The following is a 16,433-nucleotide window of genomic DNA, read 5'->3' as shown; positions in this document are numbered from 1 at the left end:
TGGTCTCTTCTTCTCTCTTGTGAGTCTCGTCGGTTGCCCGGGTGCCCAGGGTCAGTGGGGGTCGATGCCGGCGTAGGAGAGGAAAGCGTTGAGTGCCTCTCCGTACAGGTCGTTCATGCGTCGTCGCACGTCGGGCGGCCACTGGGAGTGGATGCGCCGAAGGACGGTCTCCAGGTCGGCGCTCCAGGTGTCCTCGTGGAAGGCGTAGTCGACCATGTGCAGCACGGCTTCGGTGCCGCCGCGACGGGCGCGACCGGCAAGCTGGATGAGGTCGACGATCATGCCAGCGACGACCTCCTCCTGGAGGGACTTGTGCATCGCCGTGAACTGTGGGGCTGTGCGCAGGAGGAGCGCCAGGCGGTCCCATGCCGCCGCACGGGCACCGGCCAGGGCCTGCGACGGGTCGGAGACACCGCCAGCCGACAGGGCACGCAGCCCGGCGGCGTTGATGCTGCCGTACATCTCGGCGGGTTCGTTGAGCAACGCGAGGGGGCGCACGCACAGGTAGACGGATCGGACCGCTGAGCGGGTGCCCTTGACGATGTTGAGCCCACGGGCGATGAGCGACAGCGGAACAACGAGGATTTTGCCGTGGCTGGGGAAGTCCTCGAACTCCTCGGCGGTCAGGCGTACGGCCACGGTCTCCCTGGGCAGTTCGGGGTCGGCACCGTGCCGGTTCTCCGCGCGGACAGCCAGGCACAGTCCGCCGTCGTACTGCCCGGCCTGAGCAATTCCGCGGGCGAGCCACGCGCACTGTTGGTAGGAGTTGGCGACGACCAGGACATGTGCCCGATCCGGGTCCTTGGCGGCGGTCCGTTCGAGTTCGCGGTGGATGTACTGGTCGTACAGGTTGCCGCCGAGCTCGATGAGCGCGTCCTTCTTACGGCTGGGGTGGGTGCCGGAGACCTTGATCGGTTCTCCGAACAGGGGGTGGCCTTCGCCGTAGTCGATGCGGTGTTTCCTGGCCCGGATGGACTTGGCCTGGGCGTCGGTCATCCACCAGCGCACCGGGGCGTGGAGGTGCTCTCGGACCGCCTGGGGGAAGTAGGCGGTGGCCGACAGCCCCATCACCGGCCGTTCGACGCCTGCCAGGATGAGGGAGACGATCCCACCCAGCTCGGCGGTGAAGGTGTGCGGGTCACCGGCGATGGTCTGGGCGACCAGGGCCGCGTTCTTCTCCTTGTCGTCGAGTCCGGTGACTCGGTAGCCGGTGATGGCTTGCCCCAGCATGCCGAGCGGCAGAACGGCGGAGATGGCAGTCGCCTGCAGGTTTTCCACGATCTTCTGGGCCGAACGCAGACCGGAGGAGCGGTAGTCGTGGGCCTTCTCCTGGAGGGCGGATAACGCCTCGTCCAACTCGATCATCGCGGTCCGGGTGACCAGCAGGTTGACCGCCTGCGCACGCCTGTGCGGGTCCTTGACGCTGGGCTCGAGCAGACCGTGAAGTTCGATCTTGACGGCGTCCAGCAGGTGCTCGCCGCGAGGGGCCACCAGTGCGCTGAGCGCCTCCCTGACGTCATGCCAGTCGGGGTCGAGCAGGCTCGCCTGTCGGCTGAGCGGATCGCGGCGCTGATAGCGGGTAGGCATGAGGGCGTTGAGCTGCTGGAAGAGCTCAGCCGGGATGTCTGCACCGTCGCCCGTCTTAGTCGGCGACCACAACAGCCGGAGGAGGGTACGGTCACGCCCACGTGCCAGGTGCCAGCGGGTACTGGTCTGGTCGGGGATGCGCTCCTGGGCCCGGTCGTCCTCCGTGGCGTGCAGGCTGAGCGCGTTCTTGCAGATGCTGAGCAGGAGGAACTCGGCCATGAGACGGACGTGGCTGACAGCGGGCAACAGGTTGTGCTCGTCGTCGATGCGTAGCCGCTTGGCGTCGGTGTCCATCTCCTGCGGTGCGGCCGACCAGTGCCGGCGGGAGTGCAGGATGATCTCGCTCGCGCACTTGTCGACGGCCCGGGACTGGAACTGGTCGACCTCGTCGATGAGAACAGCGTGGCAGGTCCGCAGCGCGAACTCGGCTGCGGTCATGCTGCGTACGGGCCGACCGTCGAGGTTGACGCCGATCCGCAGGTTGCCCTGCATGAACACGTAGTGGTTCATGATGACGACATTGGCGTCGGCCGCCTCGTACACGGGAGCGTACCTGCCGCAGGTCGGGATCCAGGGGCAGGCCGCAGCCCCGACACCCTGCTGGTGCAACGACAGGCACGGCTCGCGCCCCGGCGGATAGTCCCCGGTGGCTTCCAGGAACGTCTTCAGGGCGCATCCGTACGCCAGGGGATCGACGTCGCGTTCGGCACGTTCGCCCCACTCGCCGGGCGCGTCTGGGTCCTCGTTGATCAGAGAGGCGAGTTTGAGGGCGCGGTCGTGCATGCCGGACGACGACATCAAGTGTGCGCACGTGGCCTCGTGTTCGATGACCTTGGACCGGTGAAGGTGGGCCAGGTCCTCGCGCACGTTCCAGGTCATGGCAAGGCACGCCTTGATGTCCGGCAGGACGATCGTGACGCGCAGGTTGTGGGTGGCGAACCAGGCGGCCATGACGCGGACCATCACGCTCTTGCCGGTGCCGGTCGGCGCGTTGAAGATCTCCATGCCGCCGGCGGTCAGCGCGAGGGCCTCGGTGGGGGACATGCTGTCCGTGGTCTTCAGCGCGTCGAAGAGCTGCCCGATGGTGTGGCGCAGGTAGCGCTTGTTCTCGGGGTAGCGCTGGTCGATCTGCTCGGCGAGGTCGAGCAGATCGGGCGTGGGGATACGGAGGTCGGCCATGTACGGGACAGTCGAGAGGTGGGGGAGGCTGTCGTGGCTGAGCGCCTCGGCGAATTGGGGGTAGGTGGGGATCGTCAGGCGCCCGTGGATCTGGCCCACGTCCTTGACGAAGATCTCCCCGGTGAACCACGTGCCGGGGCCGGCGAACTCCGGAGGTCTCGGCCGGGCGCTCGGGCGCCGGAAACGGGCAGTCAGACGGTCGACGTAGCCGAGCGGATCGCCTCCGAGTCGTGGGAACGCGGCATCGGCCGTGAAGGGGTTGTCGCCCACGGTCTCGAAGGGGGCCATGACCGATGCGTCCCCTGGAGCTTCCCCGTTCAGCCCGGCCAGCAGGGAACGCGCTGCCACCGAGAACTTCCGAACGTCGGCGAGTTCACCCGGCGCGATGGAGCAGACCGCGGCGATCCGCCGTTTCTCCTCATGAGGCAGCATCTTCCAGCGGTCCCATGCCTGGTACGTCCCCGAGAGCAGGAACGCTGCCTCGGCGAAGGGAGCGGCGGTGCGGGATTCGCCGTCGACCACTAACGGGAAGTAGTGGCCGGCGAGGGCCAGTGCAGCGCATACCGCGGTTTCCTCGATGGGCAGGTCACTCATGTCCAGTTCACCCCGGCCTTCTCGCAGACCAACTCGCCGAACTCGGAGGCGGTCGCGACCTGCATGTCCCCGTACTTCGCGCACACCCCCGACAGCAGGGGGACCTGGCGGGCCCGGTAGTCCGGCACCACAAGCCAGTCGGCTCCGCCCCGGTCACCCTCCTGGGCATGGACGAGGCTCCCCAGGACTGTGGCCGAAGTGTAGTCCTTGACGTCGACCTTGAACGTCGTCTTCTTGCCCCGCTTCGGGCCGACCTCGATCAGCAGGTCGTAGGCGTCCAGGCCCGGCCACAGCGAGACCTTCAGCCCGCGCTCCGTCAGCCGGTCGTACAAGGCCAGTTCGGGCAGACCGGGAACAGTCGTGTAGCGCCAGATGCCTCGGGTGACGGCCTTGTGGCTCTCTGCGGGCAGAGCCTGCGGGACTTCTCCGAGATCCGGATAGAGGACCGCCTCACGACCTTCCGGACGAGGCGGTGCGGGCTCCGGCAGTAACTCTGGTGCACTGCCGTCGGCTGGCAGCCGGAAGAGGTAGGAGGCCCCCATGTCCGCGTGGGGCGTGTGCCAGCAGCGCGCGGCTCCCACGGAGGTTCCCGCGTTCCTCCGGACGACGACCCGCATCGGCCATCTGCAGACGGGGCACGGGAACCACCAACCCCGATAGACGGAGTCGAAGGGAATCTCCCGATAAAAATCTGCGACCAGCGGTGGCAGCCGCAGCTCGCACAGTTGGTCAACGGGCCCTGCAGGGCAACGGATCAGATCCTTGCGGCCGGCCTCGTACACGGCTTGCTCACCTTGCTTGCGCAGTAGTGTGAAGGCCGTCTCCTGGTCGATCTCCGACTGGAGATCCCGGTCGCTGACGACACCGGCGAACGTGTCGAGCTTGCGCAGCGTGTGCAGCAGCATCTGCTGCTCGAGATCGAGGTCGAAGGCGTCCTCGGTGACCTGTCCGTCCTGGTCGACGACCAGCATCCCGCCTAGGTCCAGTGGCCTGACGCCCTCGGGTAGCAGGACCGCTAGGTCCCCTCTGAGCGCACGTCTGAACTCTCCGAATGCGAGGGGTCTACCTGGGCCGCGTGCCGCATGCAGCATGCCGTGGCACTCCATCAAGGTCGTCAGGCGCTGCTGAGGTTCCAGGCCCGGCGCGGTCATCGCCTTCGCAGCGCGCAGCGCAGCGCGGGTCACCAGGTAGCGGACCCGGTCGTCATCGAGCGTCTGCGCACCTTCGTCCAAGGGACTCGTCACGATCCGGAGCGTACGGGGCACCTACGACAAACACGCCACCAGAGAAGAAAAGAGGCTCACTTACGGCATCTTGTTCGCACGCATGTCAAGCCCTGTGGTATTGACGCGCGGATAGAGCTCTCGGTAGACATCGAGGTACTCCACCACGTGACGCCGACCGAGCTGGGTAAGCCGCCAGCGGTACTCAGCGACATGCGTCCCCCCGGGGGCCATGACGGGCACCGAGTCCACCAGGCCGCGGCTCGGCTGCCCCCCAGCCCTGCCTCGATAACCCACACCGATGAAGAACAGTGAGCGGCCGGCCAACTGGTCGTCCTCCAACCCAGCGGGCTCAGCGGCTGCAACACGCGCCAGAACCCCCCAGAGCCACTCCGACAACAGATGGGCCGCAGGGTCCGGCTCCCGCGGTTCGCCAAGCCCAGCACGCGCAGCCGCACGGCCCCGTCGGGTGATCTCGACCAGTACCCGGCCGACCTCTCCGCTAGCAGGGTGCTCGACCGAATCCTCAGTGACCACGAGCAAACCTCTCCGCTCCAGCGCGTGCACCGTCTGTCCGGCCCCCGGGTCGTGCACACCATGCTGGCGTAGCCTTTCCTGCAACCGGGTGTACCCGACAAGAGAAGGAGCAGCCTTTAGCGTCAGCGGCAACTTGCGCCACTCGGCGGCCTTCGGCACAGGCAGCCGCTGGACCCGGCGCATCCACATCTCGGTCTCCGTCATGCGGTCGTCCCGCATGATCTCGCCCAAGTAGACCTGCTGGCGTTCATTCAGCGACTCCCACGCCACCAACGCCGCCCGTGAAGGCTCCTGCTTCCGCTTGGCGACCAAGATCGGAGCCTGCTCGTCCGGCCTCGTGCGCATCCAAGCGTCCAGAACCATCCGCACCGGGACTCCGTACGCCTTCGCAAGGGGGGCAAGAAGCCGCCCCGTCGCCTCGGGGTCCTGCCAGTGCCGCCCTCGGACCTGCAGCCCCTTCTCCAGTGCAGAGATCTTGGGCGCCGACACAGACAACTCACGGCCTGGCACCGACGCCCGCAGAAGCTCGGCGACCCGTTCCAGCGTCAGCCCAGCGGCATACCTTAGATCGACCAGGGTCTCCTGTCCCTGCGGAGCCCCGGTGAGCGCATCCATCTCGCAGCCGAGAGCGGATGCCAACCGCTCCAGTCGAGGCGGAGTGGGCGTGTGCCGGCCCTCCTCGTAGAAGAAGATCATCCGAGACGAGACCCCAGCCCTCGCAGCCAGCACTTCGCGTGTCAACCCCAGCTCGACACGTCTGGACACCAATCGCGCTGGGTCGATCGTGCGCAAGGGAAGAGGCATACAGCCATGGAAGTCCAATGAAGACTTCATTGCAATAGAGCCACGCCTCGAAAGCCGCAGCGCGGATGCCGAGCAGTCCTCTTTCTCCGCAGATTTGATCAATCGGCTTGTGCCGGACGGAAGTGAGGCGGTACCACGGCGGTATGCACCGCTGGACTCCTCTCAACGAGCGTCAGCTCGCTCTCCTGACTCGTATCAGTGCGGGCGTCAACCCCGTCACCTCGGACGAACCCGCGCTCGCCGTTACGGCACGGGCACTCAAGGGCCGCGGGCTCATCCTCATGCCGAAGGCTGCTGACACGAAGTGGCGGGCAGAGATCACCGACGTTGGACGGTTCTATCTGGAACATGACCATCACCCGGACCAGCCGGCCAAGAAGGTCGGTCGGTCTGCTGAGCGAGGCCAGATTCAGGAACCGGCTACGAAAGTCGTCCGGCAGGACGCTCAGCCGGACGAAGGGGCCATGAGCCCGAAGTCGGCGGCGCCTACCCGCCCCGCCCGCCCGCTGCCACCTCCTCGCTCGGTGACTGGGCCGGCGTTGATCGAGCAGGTTCAGCAGGCCGGGCGCTTCCTGCGAATCTCGGATCCGCCTCCCGAGGAACGTGCACGGCTACGGCGGGCCTTTGACGCCGCTCGCGAGTACGCGCCCGACGGCTACCAGCTGAAGTACAGCGGACGGGAGAAGGGCGACTTCTTCCTCGGCCTGCTGCGGACGAACGGGCTCGACGAGACCGAGTGGAACCGAATCCGCCTCCAGCGAAGCAGGGTCATCACGGACGTCGACGACGTGATCGCGGCGATCAAGGCCGACCACAGCGCCTTCGAGATCTCCGAAGACGTGCTCCCACGAGTCCTGTCGATCGTCAGTCTGATCGCCGAGGAAGCCCTGTCCAGGCACGGGGACATCACGATCTCGAAGAAGCGGCGCCAGGCCAGGCCGATGCTCAACGTCCACGGCAAGACCTGGGAGATCGAATTCAAGGAGCGGCAGAAGCAAGTCAAGTACGTTCCCGCCCCCAAGGGGCGACGCAAGACCTATGACTGGCAACGGGTCACGCCCGCCCACCGATCCGAGCCGTCCGGCGAACTCGACCTCTACCTGGTCGAACCTCACCACGGCTACAACCGCGCCAACGCCTGGACGAAGCAGTGCGGAGACACACCCAGCCGTCAGCTGGAGGAACAGATCGGGGCTGCCTTCCGCGCCCTGAGAGCACGCGCCGAGGAACAGGAAACGCACCGTCTGGCGCACGAGGCCGAGCAACGACGGCTCAAGGAGGAGCGGGAACGGGCGGAGACCGAGCGGCGACGGCTGGAGGCCGAGGAGAAGGAGCGCAAGCAGCGGAAGTGGGAGAAAGCCATCGCCGCCGCCAAGGTCCACGCCGCCGAGGCTGCGCGGGCAGAGACCTTCGGGGCGGCCCTGGACCGGTGGCGTGCTGCGGCTGAGATCCGCCGGTTCTGCGCGGAGCTGGAGGAATCCGTGTCCCGCGCCACGTCCGTCGCAGAGGCCGATCGCCTGCGTCAGTGGGCCAAGTGGGGCGAGGAAGAGGCCGACAGGATCGACCCGACGTCGCCCGGCCGCGGGCTCGGCGTCGAGGACTTCGAGACCGAACCCACTGACGAGGCTCTGCGCCCCTTTCTCAAGGGCTGGAGCCCGCACCGGCCCGTCAAAGAAACACCGCCGGCTGAGCCTGCCCAGCCACCCCACCAGCCAGACCCCTGGCGCGACCTCAGCGCCTCACCTCGGGACCAAGGCTGGAAATACGGACCCCAAGGTCGCGCTCAATGGTGGAGGCGATGACGCCGTGCCCGCGCTCGCGCAACGCCTTCACGGCCCGCTCGATCAGGCTGTTCAGCCGCTCCACCTCTTCGCGAAGCGCGAGCAGCTCGTCATAACGGTCCACCCGCTCCTGGCCACACCACTCGCGGATGGTGCGGAGGGCGTCGTCCTCGGCCTTCAGCTTCCCGTCGTCCCGGCGGCGCTCCCAGGAGTGCCATGACAGAACGGCCCGCTCGCGGTCCACGGACTCCTGCCGGCGGTCGACCTCCGGCAGGATCTCCTCGGCCAGCATTTCCGCAACGCGCCGGGCGATCCGCTCGACGACCGGCCAGCCCGCCAGGCACAGCCCTGACCGATTTTCGTAGACCATCGGATCGGCGCGCAGCTCGGCCGGATCAAGGCCCAGGCGCTGCGCTGTGGCATCCAGATCTGCCAGCTCCAACACGCCGGCGTCAGCCACGCCTTTGCGCAGCCGGACCTGGCTCTTCGGGCGGATGAACCCCAAGATTGTCCGGGCCGCCTCGAACTCGGGGCTCTTGCGCACCTGCCGGGACGCCTCGGTCAGCCTCAGCTCCCCAGCATCGTCAGCACGGAAGACCTCAAGGTCAGCCCACCGGGCGACCAGTGATGCCTGCGCCACCCACTCCTGCAGTCCGACCTCTTCACCTTCGAGGAACCGGACGTGAACCTGGGCCGACCGACGGGGGTCTCCCACCCGGACGATCTCCACACGGCGGACGGCGCCACCGAGCAGCTTGGGCTGGGCACGATAGGCCCAGTTCTCGTTGATCTCCACGCACCTATTGAGCCAAAGCGGTGCCCTGCTGCGCTACCGCTTCCCAGCACCGTTACTGGCCGGAAATGGAACGGGACCGCTGTGAGGTGGCGCAGTAGACCAGCAAAGTCCGCGGCTGGTAATAGGGTTGCCAGTCCAGGAAGTTGAGACGGATCCTCACGGGACAAGGGGCACAGTGTGAGTGAGATCGCCAAAGCGGTAGCCGCGCTTGAGGAACAGGCCGCCGAGGCTCGCGAGCTTCGACAGACCATTGAACGCATCGAGGCCGAGGTTGGTGCACATCTGGACGAACTCAGCGGCATCGGCAGTGCGATCCTCCACCTCCACTTCGACCTTGACAACCAGATCGCCGAGCACGACTACTCGGCTGTCGAGCAGGCAGTCGGAACCCTTGAGGGCCTCGTGGACGTCGCCGAGGTCCTTCCCAAGATCGACGCGGTCTTGCTGCTGACCGGGCTCTTGGAGGGCACACCCACCCCCGACCTCACGGTGCCGATCGGGCTGTTCAAGGCTGGGGAAACACCTGCCTTCGAGTACCCGCGGCTGACCCAGGAGGACCTCGACCGCCAATTCCAGAACGAGATGGCCGACTGGTCAGACCCAGACGAGCAGGACGACCGATGGGCTGAGGACCACGAGATCGCCGAACAGGAAGCCATTCGTAACCGTGCCCGCAGGGCCGGCCTGCACCTGATGGAGCTCTTCGACCACATCGGAGACAACCTCTGGCCCGAACTCATCGAGTCAGTCGAGACCGGCCACCGCGACAACGCGGTTCGCGCGCTGGCAGCCGCCGCTGCAGCAGCGCGCGACGCACGGCCCGCTTACAAGCTGTACGAGGTCAACCTGTCGGCTCAGTACACAGCAAACCCGTCTTCACTGGGGGCTATGGGCGAGTTCCTGTCCGGCTTCGAGACCTGGCTGACGTCCCAGGGGCACTCGTAGGGGCACCTCACCAGTCGCACGGCCGGGCGACGGGTGAAGAGCCCCGTATGGCACCCGAGCCACCGCCCCACCGGGCACCAGTGCCTCGAGCTGGCCCCCGGTTGACGCCAACGCTGACGCCAACCGGCCCGGATGACGATGTCCGATGGCAGCCGTCCATGGACGGCAGAATCACTCAAACTGGGGCATCTCACCTCCCCGGCTTGGCCTGAAAAGCGGAAGGTCGCCGGTTCGACCCCGGCCCTGGCCACCACGCCTGACCAGGCACTACGCCCTCGAAGCAGTTCGCTTCGGGGGCATTTTCATGCCGTCTGACACCAACGGCGCAGCGAACGGACAGCCGTCCGGCTCAGCGAACCCCGCAACGATCCGAGCGGCGGAGTCTGCGGCGAACACCGCGTACGGGCGAGGTCGGACCCGGTGGCGGACTACCCTGAGGGTGCTGCCCGGCACACCCCAGGAGACACCGCCCAGGAGCCCGGAGCACTTCGCACTCCTCGAAGAAGCCCGCGGGAGCCTGCCCGACGGATTCAAGGTGGAACTCTCGGGCGACACCATCGTCGTGACGGTCAGCCCCTCGGGCATCCACCAACGGAACCTGCTGCTGGTACGCCGCCAGTTCGACGCGCACGCCCCGCTCGAGCTGCTGCCGAGCGAGAACACCGACCTGGTCTCACCGAATGTCGGCAAGAGCCGCAACCCGGACCTGACATACCTTCCGAGTGAGGCCTTGGAGACGTCTGACAACCAGGTCCCGTCCGAGCTCGCCGCCATCGTCGTCGAACTGGTTTCCCCCTCGAACCCGGAGAACGACTGGGTCGGGAAGGTGCGCGACTACCCTTTGACGGGTATCCCGCTGTACTTGCTGGTCGACGCCAGGCAGAAGACCGTCACCCTGTTCAGTCGGCCGGACGGCACGAGGTACCACCACCGCGAGGACATCGAGTTCGGTGAGACGCTGCACATCCCCGAGCCGTTCGGCTTCGACCTGGTCACAAGCGACCTGCTGCCGTACTGACCCACGCCGGCACGTGCCGCCCGCCACCGGTTGACGCCGACGCCGCGCCCAACTGCCCGGGGGCGGGGCGGAGTAGCCCGCCGCACGGTGGACGGCTCCCGCGGTGGGACGGCAGGATCTCCCCATGACCGGGACCACGCCCGACCGCAGCGCCTACGCACGGCTCGTCCTGGAGACGATGCCGCAGGAGTCCCGGATCGGACTCACCCTGGGCTTCGTCCGGACCTTCGGCGTCCCGGAGATCGCCGAAGTGCTCCACGCCACCGGGCGGATGACCACCGAGCCGTGGGACCGGGCCAAGGCCACCGGGACCGCCATGTTCGCCCTGATCGAGCACGGTCCGGGCAGCCCCGAAGGACGGCGGATCGTCGACGAGCTGCGCCGGGTGCACGATCGGCCCGGCATCACGCCGGAACTGATGCACTATGTGCTGGCCTGCTTCACGGTGTGCCCGCTGCGGTTCCTCGCCGACTACGCCGGCCGGCCGGCCACCGGGGCGGAGCTGGCCGCGGCCCGCACCTTCCACCACGACCTCGCGGCGGCCCTCACGCTGCCCGAGCCACCCGCCGCCGAGCTGGCCGGCCTGGCCGGCTGGATGAGCGCCTTCGAGGACCGCCGGTTCGCCCCCAGCCCGGCGGGCCGGGCGCTCTGGGAGGCGACCAGCGGCCTGTTGGCCACCCGGTTGCCCACCCCGCTGGCGCCGCTGGGACCGGCCGTGGCCGCCGCGCTGCTGGACCAGCCGCTCCGGACGGCGCTGGGGATACGCCGACCACCGGCCCCGATCCGCGCCCTGGTGTCCCGCGCGCTCAGGGCCCGGGCCCGGCAGGCCGCCGGCTGACCAGCGGCTCAGCCGGGGTCGGCGTCCGTCTCCGCCGCCCGCGCCAGCTCCGCCGCGTTGCGCGCGTTGCGGCCGGCGATCTCCTGCAGCGCCGCCAGGTGCCCGGCCAGCCGCTCCCGGCCGTGGGCGGTCAGCGACAGCCAGGTCCGCGGCCGCCGGCCCAGGTGCCCCTTGCGGATCCGGACGTGCCCCTCGGCCTCCAGGGCGGTGGCGAGCTTGCTCAGCGCCGAGTCGGACAACCCGCACTCGTCACGGACGGTACGGAAGTCGGCCTCCGCGCACCCGGAGAGGAAGGCCACCACGGCCAGCCGGTTCGGGTGGTGGAAGGCGCTCTCCAGCGCACCGTTCACGCTTCTCTCCTCGTCCTCAGCACTCCGGCCGGCCCAACCGGGCCAGCCGGTACCACTCCGCCGCTCCCCCGGTGATCCCCCAGACGATCAGCATCCAGGGCAACCCGGCGATCGCCCACACCACGATGCCGAGGGTCGTCGCCACCAGGCTCGGGGCGTTGTCCCGCCAGCGCCGCGCGTTGCTCCGATTCTGCAGCCGCGGGACGACCCCGCCCGCCATCGCGAAGCGGCCCATCAGCCCGAATCCCACCACCCAGGCCACCGCGCCGACACCGATCAGCGCCAGCCGCCAGGACCGGTGCGCCTCCTCGGGCAGCAGGGCGACCCCCAACGCGACCTGACCGAGGCCGCAGAGCCCACCACTCACCAGCGGGTACCAGCCGGGCCGGCGGTTGCGGACCGCGGCCCGCCGTGCCCCCGCCGCGAGCCGAAGTGCTTCCTCCGCGTCCATGTCCTTCTCCCCATCAGACGAACCCGGGCGAGCCACTCCGCGGCCCCGCCCCTTGCTTTCGATGCTGGCATCTACTTTCCATATTGGCAAGTAGATGCCCACACAGCAACCCAAGGCATCCCCGCCTGCTCACTCCCAGGTGTGACACTGGATGCGCCAAGAATCCGATCGTCCGACCCATCACCGCCCCAAAACCGAGGTGCGCCCGTCCGCCCCTCCTTGCGAACCTAGAGGGATGCCCCCAGTGAGTTCTCCCGCAGCCCAGCCGACCGAGGCACCCACGGCCGAGGCGCCCACCATCGGCGAGCTGGCCGCCCGTCTCCCCGAGCTGACGCTGCGGGACCAGCAGCGGCTCGGCCGGCGGCTGGACGGCGCACGACGGGTCCGCAAGCCCGAGGCCCGGCAGCAGATCGCGGTCGAGCTGGCCGGCGAGATCGCCAAGGCGGAGCTGCGGGTCGAGCAGCGCCGGGCGGCCGTCCCGGAGATCAGCTATCCGGCCGAACTCCCGGTGAGCCAGAAGAAGGACGAGATCCTGGCCGCCATCCGCGACCACCAGGTGGTGATCGTGGCGGGCGAGACCGGCTCCGGCAAGACCACCCAGATCCCCAAGATCTGCCTGGAGCTCGGCCGTGGCGTCAGGGGCCTGGTCGGCCACACCCAGCCGCGCCGGATCGCCGCCCGCACGGTGGCCGAGCGGGTCGCCGAGGAGCTGCGCAGCCCGCTCGGCGAGGCGGTCGGCTGGAAGGTCCGGTTCACCGACCAGGTCGGCCAGGACACCCTGGTCAAGCTGATGACCGACGGCATCCTGCTGGCCGAGATCCAGACCGACCGCGAGCTGCGCCAGTACGACACCCTGATCATCGACGAGGCCCACGAGCGCAGCCTCAACATCGACTTCATCCTCGGGTACGTCAAGCAGTTGCTCCCCCGCCGCCCCGACCTCAAGGTGGTCATCACCTCCGCGACCATCGACCCGGAGCGCTTCGCCCGCCACTTCGGCGACGCCCCGATCGTCGAGGTCTCCGGCCGCACCTACCCGGTGGAGGTCCGCTACCGTCCGCTGCTGGACGAGTCGGAGGATCCGGAGAGCGACGAGCTCGACCGGGACCGCGACCAGATCCAGGCGATCTGCGAGGCCGCCCAGGAGCTCCAGGCCGAGGGCCCCGGCGACATCCTGGTCTTCCTCTCCGGCGAGCGGGAGATCCGCGACACCGCCGACGCGCTCAACAAGCTCAACCTGCGGTTCACCGAGGTCCTCCCGCTCTACGCCCGGCTCAGCTCGGCCGAGCAGCACAAGGTCTTCCAGCGCTCCAGCAACCGCCGGATCGTGCTGGCCACCAACGTCGCCGAGACCTCGCTGACCGTCCCGGGCATCAAGTACGTGATCGACCCGGGCACCGCCCGGATCTCCCGGTACAGCCACCGCACCAAGGTCCAGCGGCTGCCGATCGAGGCGATCAGCCAGGCCAGCGCCAACCAGCGCAAGGGCCGCTGCGGCCGAACCTCGGACGGCATCTGCATCCGGCTCTACTCGGAGGAGGACTTCCTCGCCCGCCCCGAGTTCACCGACGCCGAGATCCTGCGCACCAACCTCGCCTCGGTGATCCTCCAGATGACCGCGGCCGGCCTGGGCGACATCGCCGCCTTCCCGTTCCTCGACCCGCCGGACTCCCGCAACATCAAGGACGGCGTCAACCTGCTGCACGAGCTCGGCGCGCTCGACCCGGCCGAGAAGGACGTCCGCAAGCGCCTCACCCCGCTCGGCCGCAAGCTGGCCCAGCTGCCGGTCGACCCGCGGCTGGCCCGGATGGTGCTGGAGGCCGACCGCAACGGCTGCGTCCGTGACGTCATGGTGATCGCCGCCGCGCTCTCCATCCAGGACCCGCGCGAGCGGCCCACCGAGAAGCGCCAGGCGGCCGACGAGCGGCACCGCCGGTTCGGCTCGGAGACCTCCGACTTCCTTTCCTACCTGTCGATGTGGCGGTACGTCAGGGAGCAGCAGCGGGAGCTCTCCTCCTCCGCGTTCCGCCGGATGTGCAAGGCCGAGTTCCTCAACTACCTGCGGATACGGGAGTGGCAGGACATCTACACCCAACTCCGCACAGTGGCGAAGCAGTTGGGTGTCACCGTCACCGAGCCGCATCCCGACGCCGAACCGGACGCGGACCGGATCCACCAGTCGCTGCTGTCCGGCCTGCTCTCCCACCTCGGCCTGTACGACGTCGAGAAGCGCGAGTACGGCGGCGCCCGCGGCGCCCGGTTCGCGGTCTTCCCGGGCTCCGGCCTGTTCAAGAAGCCGCCGCGCTGGGTGATGTCGGCCGAACTGGTGGAGACCTCCCGGCTGTGGGCCCGGATCAACGCCAAGATCGAGCCGGAGTGGGTCGAGCCGCTGGCCGGCCACCTGATCAAGCGGACCTACAGCGAACCGCACTGGGAGAAGAAGGCCGGCGCGGTGCTGGCCTACGAGCGGGTCACCCTCTACGGGATGCCGATCGTCGCCCAGCGCAAGGTGAACTACGGCCGGATCGACGTCGAGCTCTGCCGCGAGCTGTTCATCCGCAACGCCCTGGTGGAGGGCGACTGGGAGACCCACCACGACTTCTTCGCGGCCAACCGCCGGATGCTGGGCGAGGTCGAGGAGTTGGAGAACCGCGCCCGCCGGCGCGACATCCTGGTCGACGACCAGACCCTCTTCGACTTCTACGACGCCAGGCTGCCCGAGGACGTCGTCTCCGCCCGGCACTTCGACGCCTGGTGGAAGAAGGCCCGGCACGACCAGCCCGACCTGCTCAACTTCGAGAAGTCGATGCTGATCAACGACGCCGCGGACGGCATCACCGAGGCCGACTACCCGGACCACTGGCAGCAGGGCAAGCTCCGCTTCAAGCTGACCTACCAGTTCGAGCCGGGCAGCGACGCGGACGGCGTGACCGTGCACATCCCGCTCCCGGTGCTCAACCAGGTCACCGCGGAGGGCTTCGACTGGCAGATCCCGGGCCTGCGGGCCGAGCTGGTCACCGCCTACATCCGGGCACTGCCCAAGGCGGTCCGGCGCAACTTCGTGCCCGCCCCCGACTACGCGCGCGCCGCGCTGCGCGAGGTGACCGACCGCCAGGAGCCGCTGCTGCCCACCCTGGAACGGATCCTGCACCGGATGTCCGGCGTCCCGATCCCGCCCGAGGCCTGGGACGACGAGCGGGTGCCCGACCACCTCAAGGTGACCTTCCGGGTGGTGGACGGCAAGCGCAAGCTGGCCGAGTCCAAGGACCTGGAGGACCTCCGGCTGAAGCTCAAACCCAAGCTGAAGGAGACGCTCTCCAGCGCCGCCTCCGGCCGCGGCATCGAACAGACCGGGCTGACCGCCTGGCCGGCCTCGCTCCCGGTGCTCCAGCGCACCTTCGAGCAGCGCTCCCGCGGCCACTCGCTGCGCGCCTACCCGGCCCTCGTGGACGAGCGGGAGAGCGTGGCGATCCGGCTCTTCGACACTCCCGAGGCCCAGCAGCAGGCGATGTGGGACGGCACCCGGCGGCTCCTGCTGCTGCTGACCAACTCACCGGCCAAGTCGATCCAGGGCCGGTTGGGCAACCAGGCCAAGCTGGCGCTCTCCTACAACCCGCACGGCTCGATCCCGGCCCTCTTCGAGGACATCGTGGCCTGCGCCGCCGACCGGCTGATGACCCTGGCCGGCGGCCCGGCCTGGGACGAGCCGGCCTTCGGCAAGCTCTTCGACAAGGTCCGCGCCGACCTCTACGAGCTGTCGGCCGACACCACGATCAAGACGGCCGGCGCGCTGATCGCCTTCCACCGGGCCTCGACCCGGTTGAAGACGGTGAGCAGCCCGGTGCTGCTCAGCGCGGTGAACGACATCAAACTGCACCTCACCTCGCTGGTGCACCCGGGCTTCGTCACGGACAGCGGCTGGCAGCGGCTGCCCGACCTGAAGCGCTACCTGCTCGCGGTGGACCGGCGGCTGGAGGCGCTGCCCAACCACCCGCAGCGCGACCTGCAGCAGCTGCTCAAGGTCCAGGAGGTGCAGCGGGCCTACGGCGAGCTGCTGGCCGCCGTGCCGGCCGGCCGGCAGCCCTCGGCCGAGCTGCGGCAGATCCGCTGGATGATCGAGGAGCTGCGGGTGAGCTTCTTCGCCCAGTCGCTGGGCACGCCGTCCCCGGTCTCGGAGAAGCGGATCATGCGCGCGATGGACGCGGCGGCGGCCACCCTCTGACGCGCCGCGCGGGCCCCCGGCGACCGGTTCGACCTGGGGGCCCGCGATGCAGTACGATCTGTCTTGTCGCCGCCGGAGACGGCAGCGACGGACACCAGATCAGAAGTG

At 68.7% G+C, this 16,433-nt stretch carries 11 protein-coding genes; 5 read left to right on the top strand and 6 right to left on the bottom strand.

Going from position 1 to position 16,433, the window contains the following annotated elements; all coding sequences use genetic code 11:
• Positions 1–51 precede the first annotated feature (51 nt).
• Genes ACIGXM_RS05705 through ACIGXM_RS05695 form a run of 3 tightly spaced genes read right to left on the bottom strand, consistent with a single transcriptional unit; the run spans position 52 to position 5,924 of the window.
• On the bottom strand, positions 52–3,360 hold the full coding sequence (locus ACIGXM_RS05705) for a hypothetical protein (protein ID WP_396557114.1): 3,309 nt from the start codon (positions 3,358–3,360) through the stop codon (positions 52–54).
• A complete protein-coding gene (locus ACIGXM_RS05700; RefSeq protein ID WP_396557112.1) occupies positions 3,357–4,604 on the bottom strand; it encodes a hypothetical protein in 1,248 nt (415 codons plus the stop codon). Before ACIGXM_RS05700 ends, ACIGXM_RS05705 begins: the two co-directional genes overlap by 4 nt.
• Before the next feature lie 60 nt (positions 4,605–4,664).
• Positions 4,665–5,924 carry a helix-turn-helix domain-containing protein gene (locus ACIGXM_RS05695; RefSeq protein WP_396557110.1) on the bottom strand — a complete coding sequence of 420 codons (1,260 nt, stop codon included), beginning with the start codon at positions 5,922–5,924 and terminating at the stop codon, positions 4,665–4,667.
• Positions 5,925–6,067: 143 nt separating this feature from the next.
• Between ACIGXM_RS05695 and ACIGXM_RS05690 the strand changes: the two genes are divergently transcribed.
• Positions 6,068–7,726 (top strand): PE-PGRS family protein, encoded by a 1,659-nt coding sequence (locus ACIGXM_RS05690; protein ID WP_396557108.1) that lies wholly within the window; start codon positions 6,068–6,070, stop codon positions 7,724–7,726.
• Here the strand turns inward: ACIGXM_RS05690 and ACIGXM_RS05685 are convergent.
• Positions 7,656–8,501, bottom strand: a complete 846-nt coding sequence (locus ACIGXM_RS05685; protein WP_396557106.1) for a PE-PGRS family protein — start codon at positions 8,499–8,501, stop codon at positions 7,656–7,658. The two genes, ACIGXM_RS05690 and ACIGXM_RS05685, sit on opposite strands and share 71 nt — an antisense overlap.
• Positions 8,502–8,678: 177 nt before the next feature.
• On the opposite strand from ACIGXM_RS05685, the gene ACIGXM_RS05680 reads away from it, so the two are divergent.
• The 3 genes from ACIGXM_RS05680 (at position 8,679) to ACIGXM_RS05670 (ending at position 11,302) form a co-directional block, all read left to right on the top strand.
• Positions 8,679–9,446 (top strand): hypothetical protein, encoded by a 768-nt coding sequence (locus ACIGXM_RS05680; protein WP_396557104.1) that lies wholly within the window; start codon positions 8,679–8,681, stop codon positions 9,444–9,446.
• A 439-nt stretch (positions 9,447–9,885) separates the two neighbouring features.
• Positions 9,886–10,464: a Uma2 family endonuclease gene (locus ACIGXM_RS05675; RefSeq protein ID WP_396557102.1), complete on the top strand. Its 579-nt coding sequence runs from the start codon at positions 9,886–9,888 to the stop codon at positions 10,462–10,464.
• A 124-nt stretch (positions 10,465–10,588) separates the two neighbouring features.
• Positions 10,589–11,302 carry an oxygenase MpaB family protein gene (locus ACIGXM_RS05670; protein WP_396557100.1) on the top strand — a complete coding sequence of 238 codons (714 nt, stop codon included), beginning with the start codon at positions 10,589–10,591 and terminating at the stop codon, positions 11,300–11,302.
• A gap of 8 nt (positions 11,303–11,310) precedes the next feature.
• On the opposite strand, the gene ACIGXM_RS05665 is transcribed toward ACIGXM_RS05670, so the two are convergent.
• Positions 11,311–11,652, bottom strand: coding sequence for a transcriptional regulator (locus ACIGXM_RS05665; RefSeq protein WP_396557099.1), 342 nt, complete (start codon positions 11,650–11,652; stop codon positions 11,311–11,313).
• A 16-nt stretch (positions 11,653–11,668) separates the two neighbouring features.
• Positions 11,669–12,103, bottom strand: coding sequence for a hypothetical protein (locus ACIGXM_RS05660; RefSeq protein ID WP_396557097.1), 435 nt, complete (start codon positions 12,101–12,103; stop codon positions 11,669–11,671).
• 235 nt (positions 12,104–12,338) lie between these two features.
• On the opposite strand from ACIGXM_RS05660, the gene hrpA reads away from it, so the two are divergent.
• A complete protein-coding gene (gene hrpA / locus ACIGXM_RS05655; RefSeq protein WP_396557095.1) occupies positions 12,339–16,325 on the top strand; it encodes an ATP-dependent RNA helicase HrpA in 3,987 nt (1,328 codons plus the stop codon).
• The last annotated feature ends 108 nt before the right edge of the window (positions 16,326–16,433 follow it).

The organism is Kitasatospora sp. NPDC052896, assembly GCF_044547075.1.
In the GTDB taxonomy this organism is placed as follows: Bacteria; Actinomycetota; Actinomycetes; order Streptomycetales; family Streptomycetaceae; genus Kitasatospora.
The sequence above is the reverse complement of the archived record's forward strand: the minus strand, read 5'-3'. Positions and strand labels throughout refer to the sequence as shown.

Excerpts from the sequence above, each read along its gene's own strand:
- ACIGXM_RS05705 (WP_396557114.1), bottom strand. The coding sequence starts at position 3,360 with ATGAGTGACCTGCCCATCGAGGAAACCGCGGTATGCGCTGCACTGGCC.
- ACIGXM_RS05695 (WP_396557110.1), bottom strand. The coding sequence starts at position 5,924 with ATGCCTCTTCCCTTGCGCACGATCGACCCAGCGCGATTGGTGTCCAGA.
- ACIGXM_RS05690 (WP_396557108.1), top strand. The coding sequence starts at position 6,068 with ATGCACCGCTGGACTCCTCTCAACGAGCGTCAGCTCGCTCTCCTGACT.
- ACIGXM_RS05670 (WP_396557100.1), top strand. The coding sequence starts at position 10,589 with ATGACCGGGACCACGCCCGACCGCAGCGCCTACGCACGGCTCGTCCTG.
- ACIGXM_RS05660 (WP_396557097.1), bottom strand. The coding sequence starts at position 12,103 with ATGGACGCGGAGGAAGCACTTCGGCTCGCGGCGGGGGCACGGCGGGCC.
- hrpA (WP_396557095.1), top strand. The coding sequence starts at position 12,339 with ATGCCCCCAGTGAGTTCTCCCGCAGCCCAGCCGACCGAGGCACCCACG.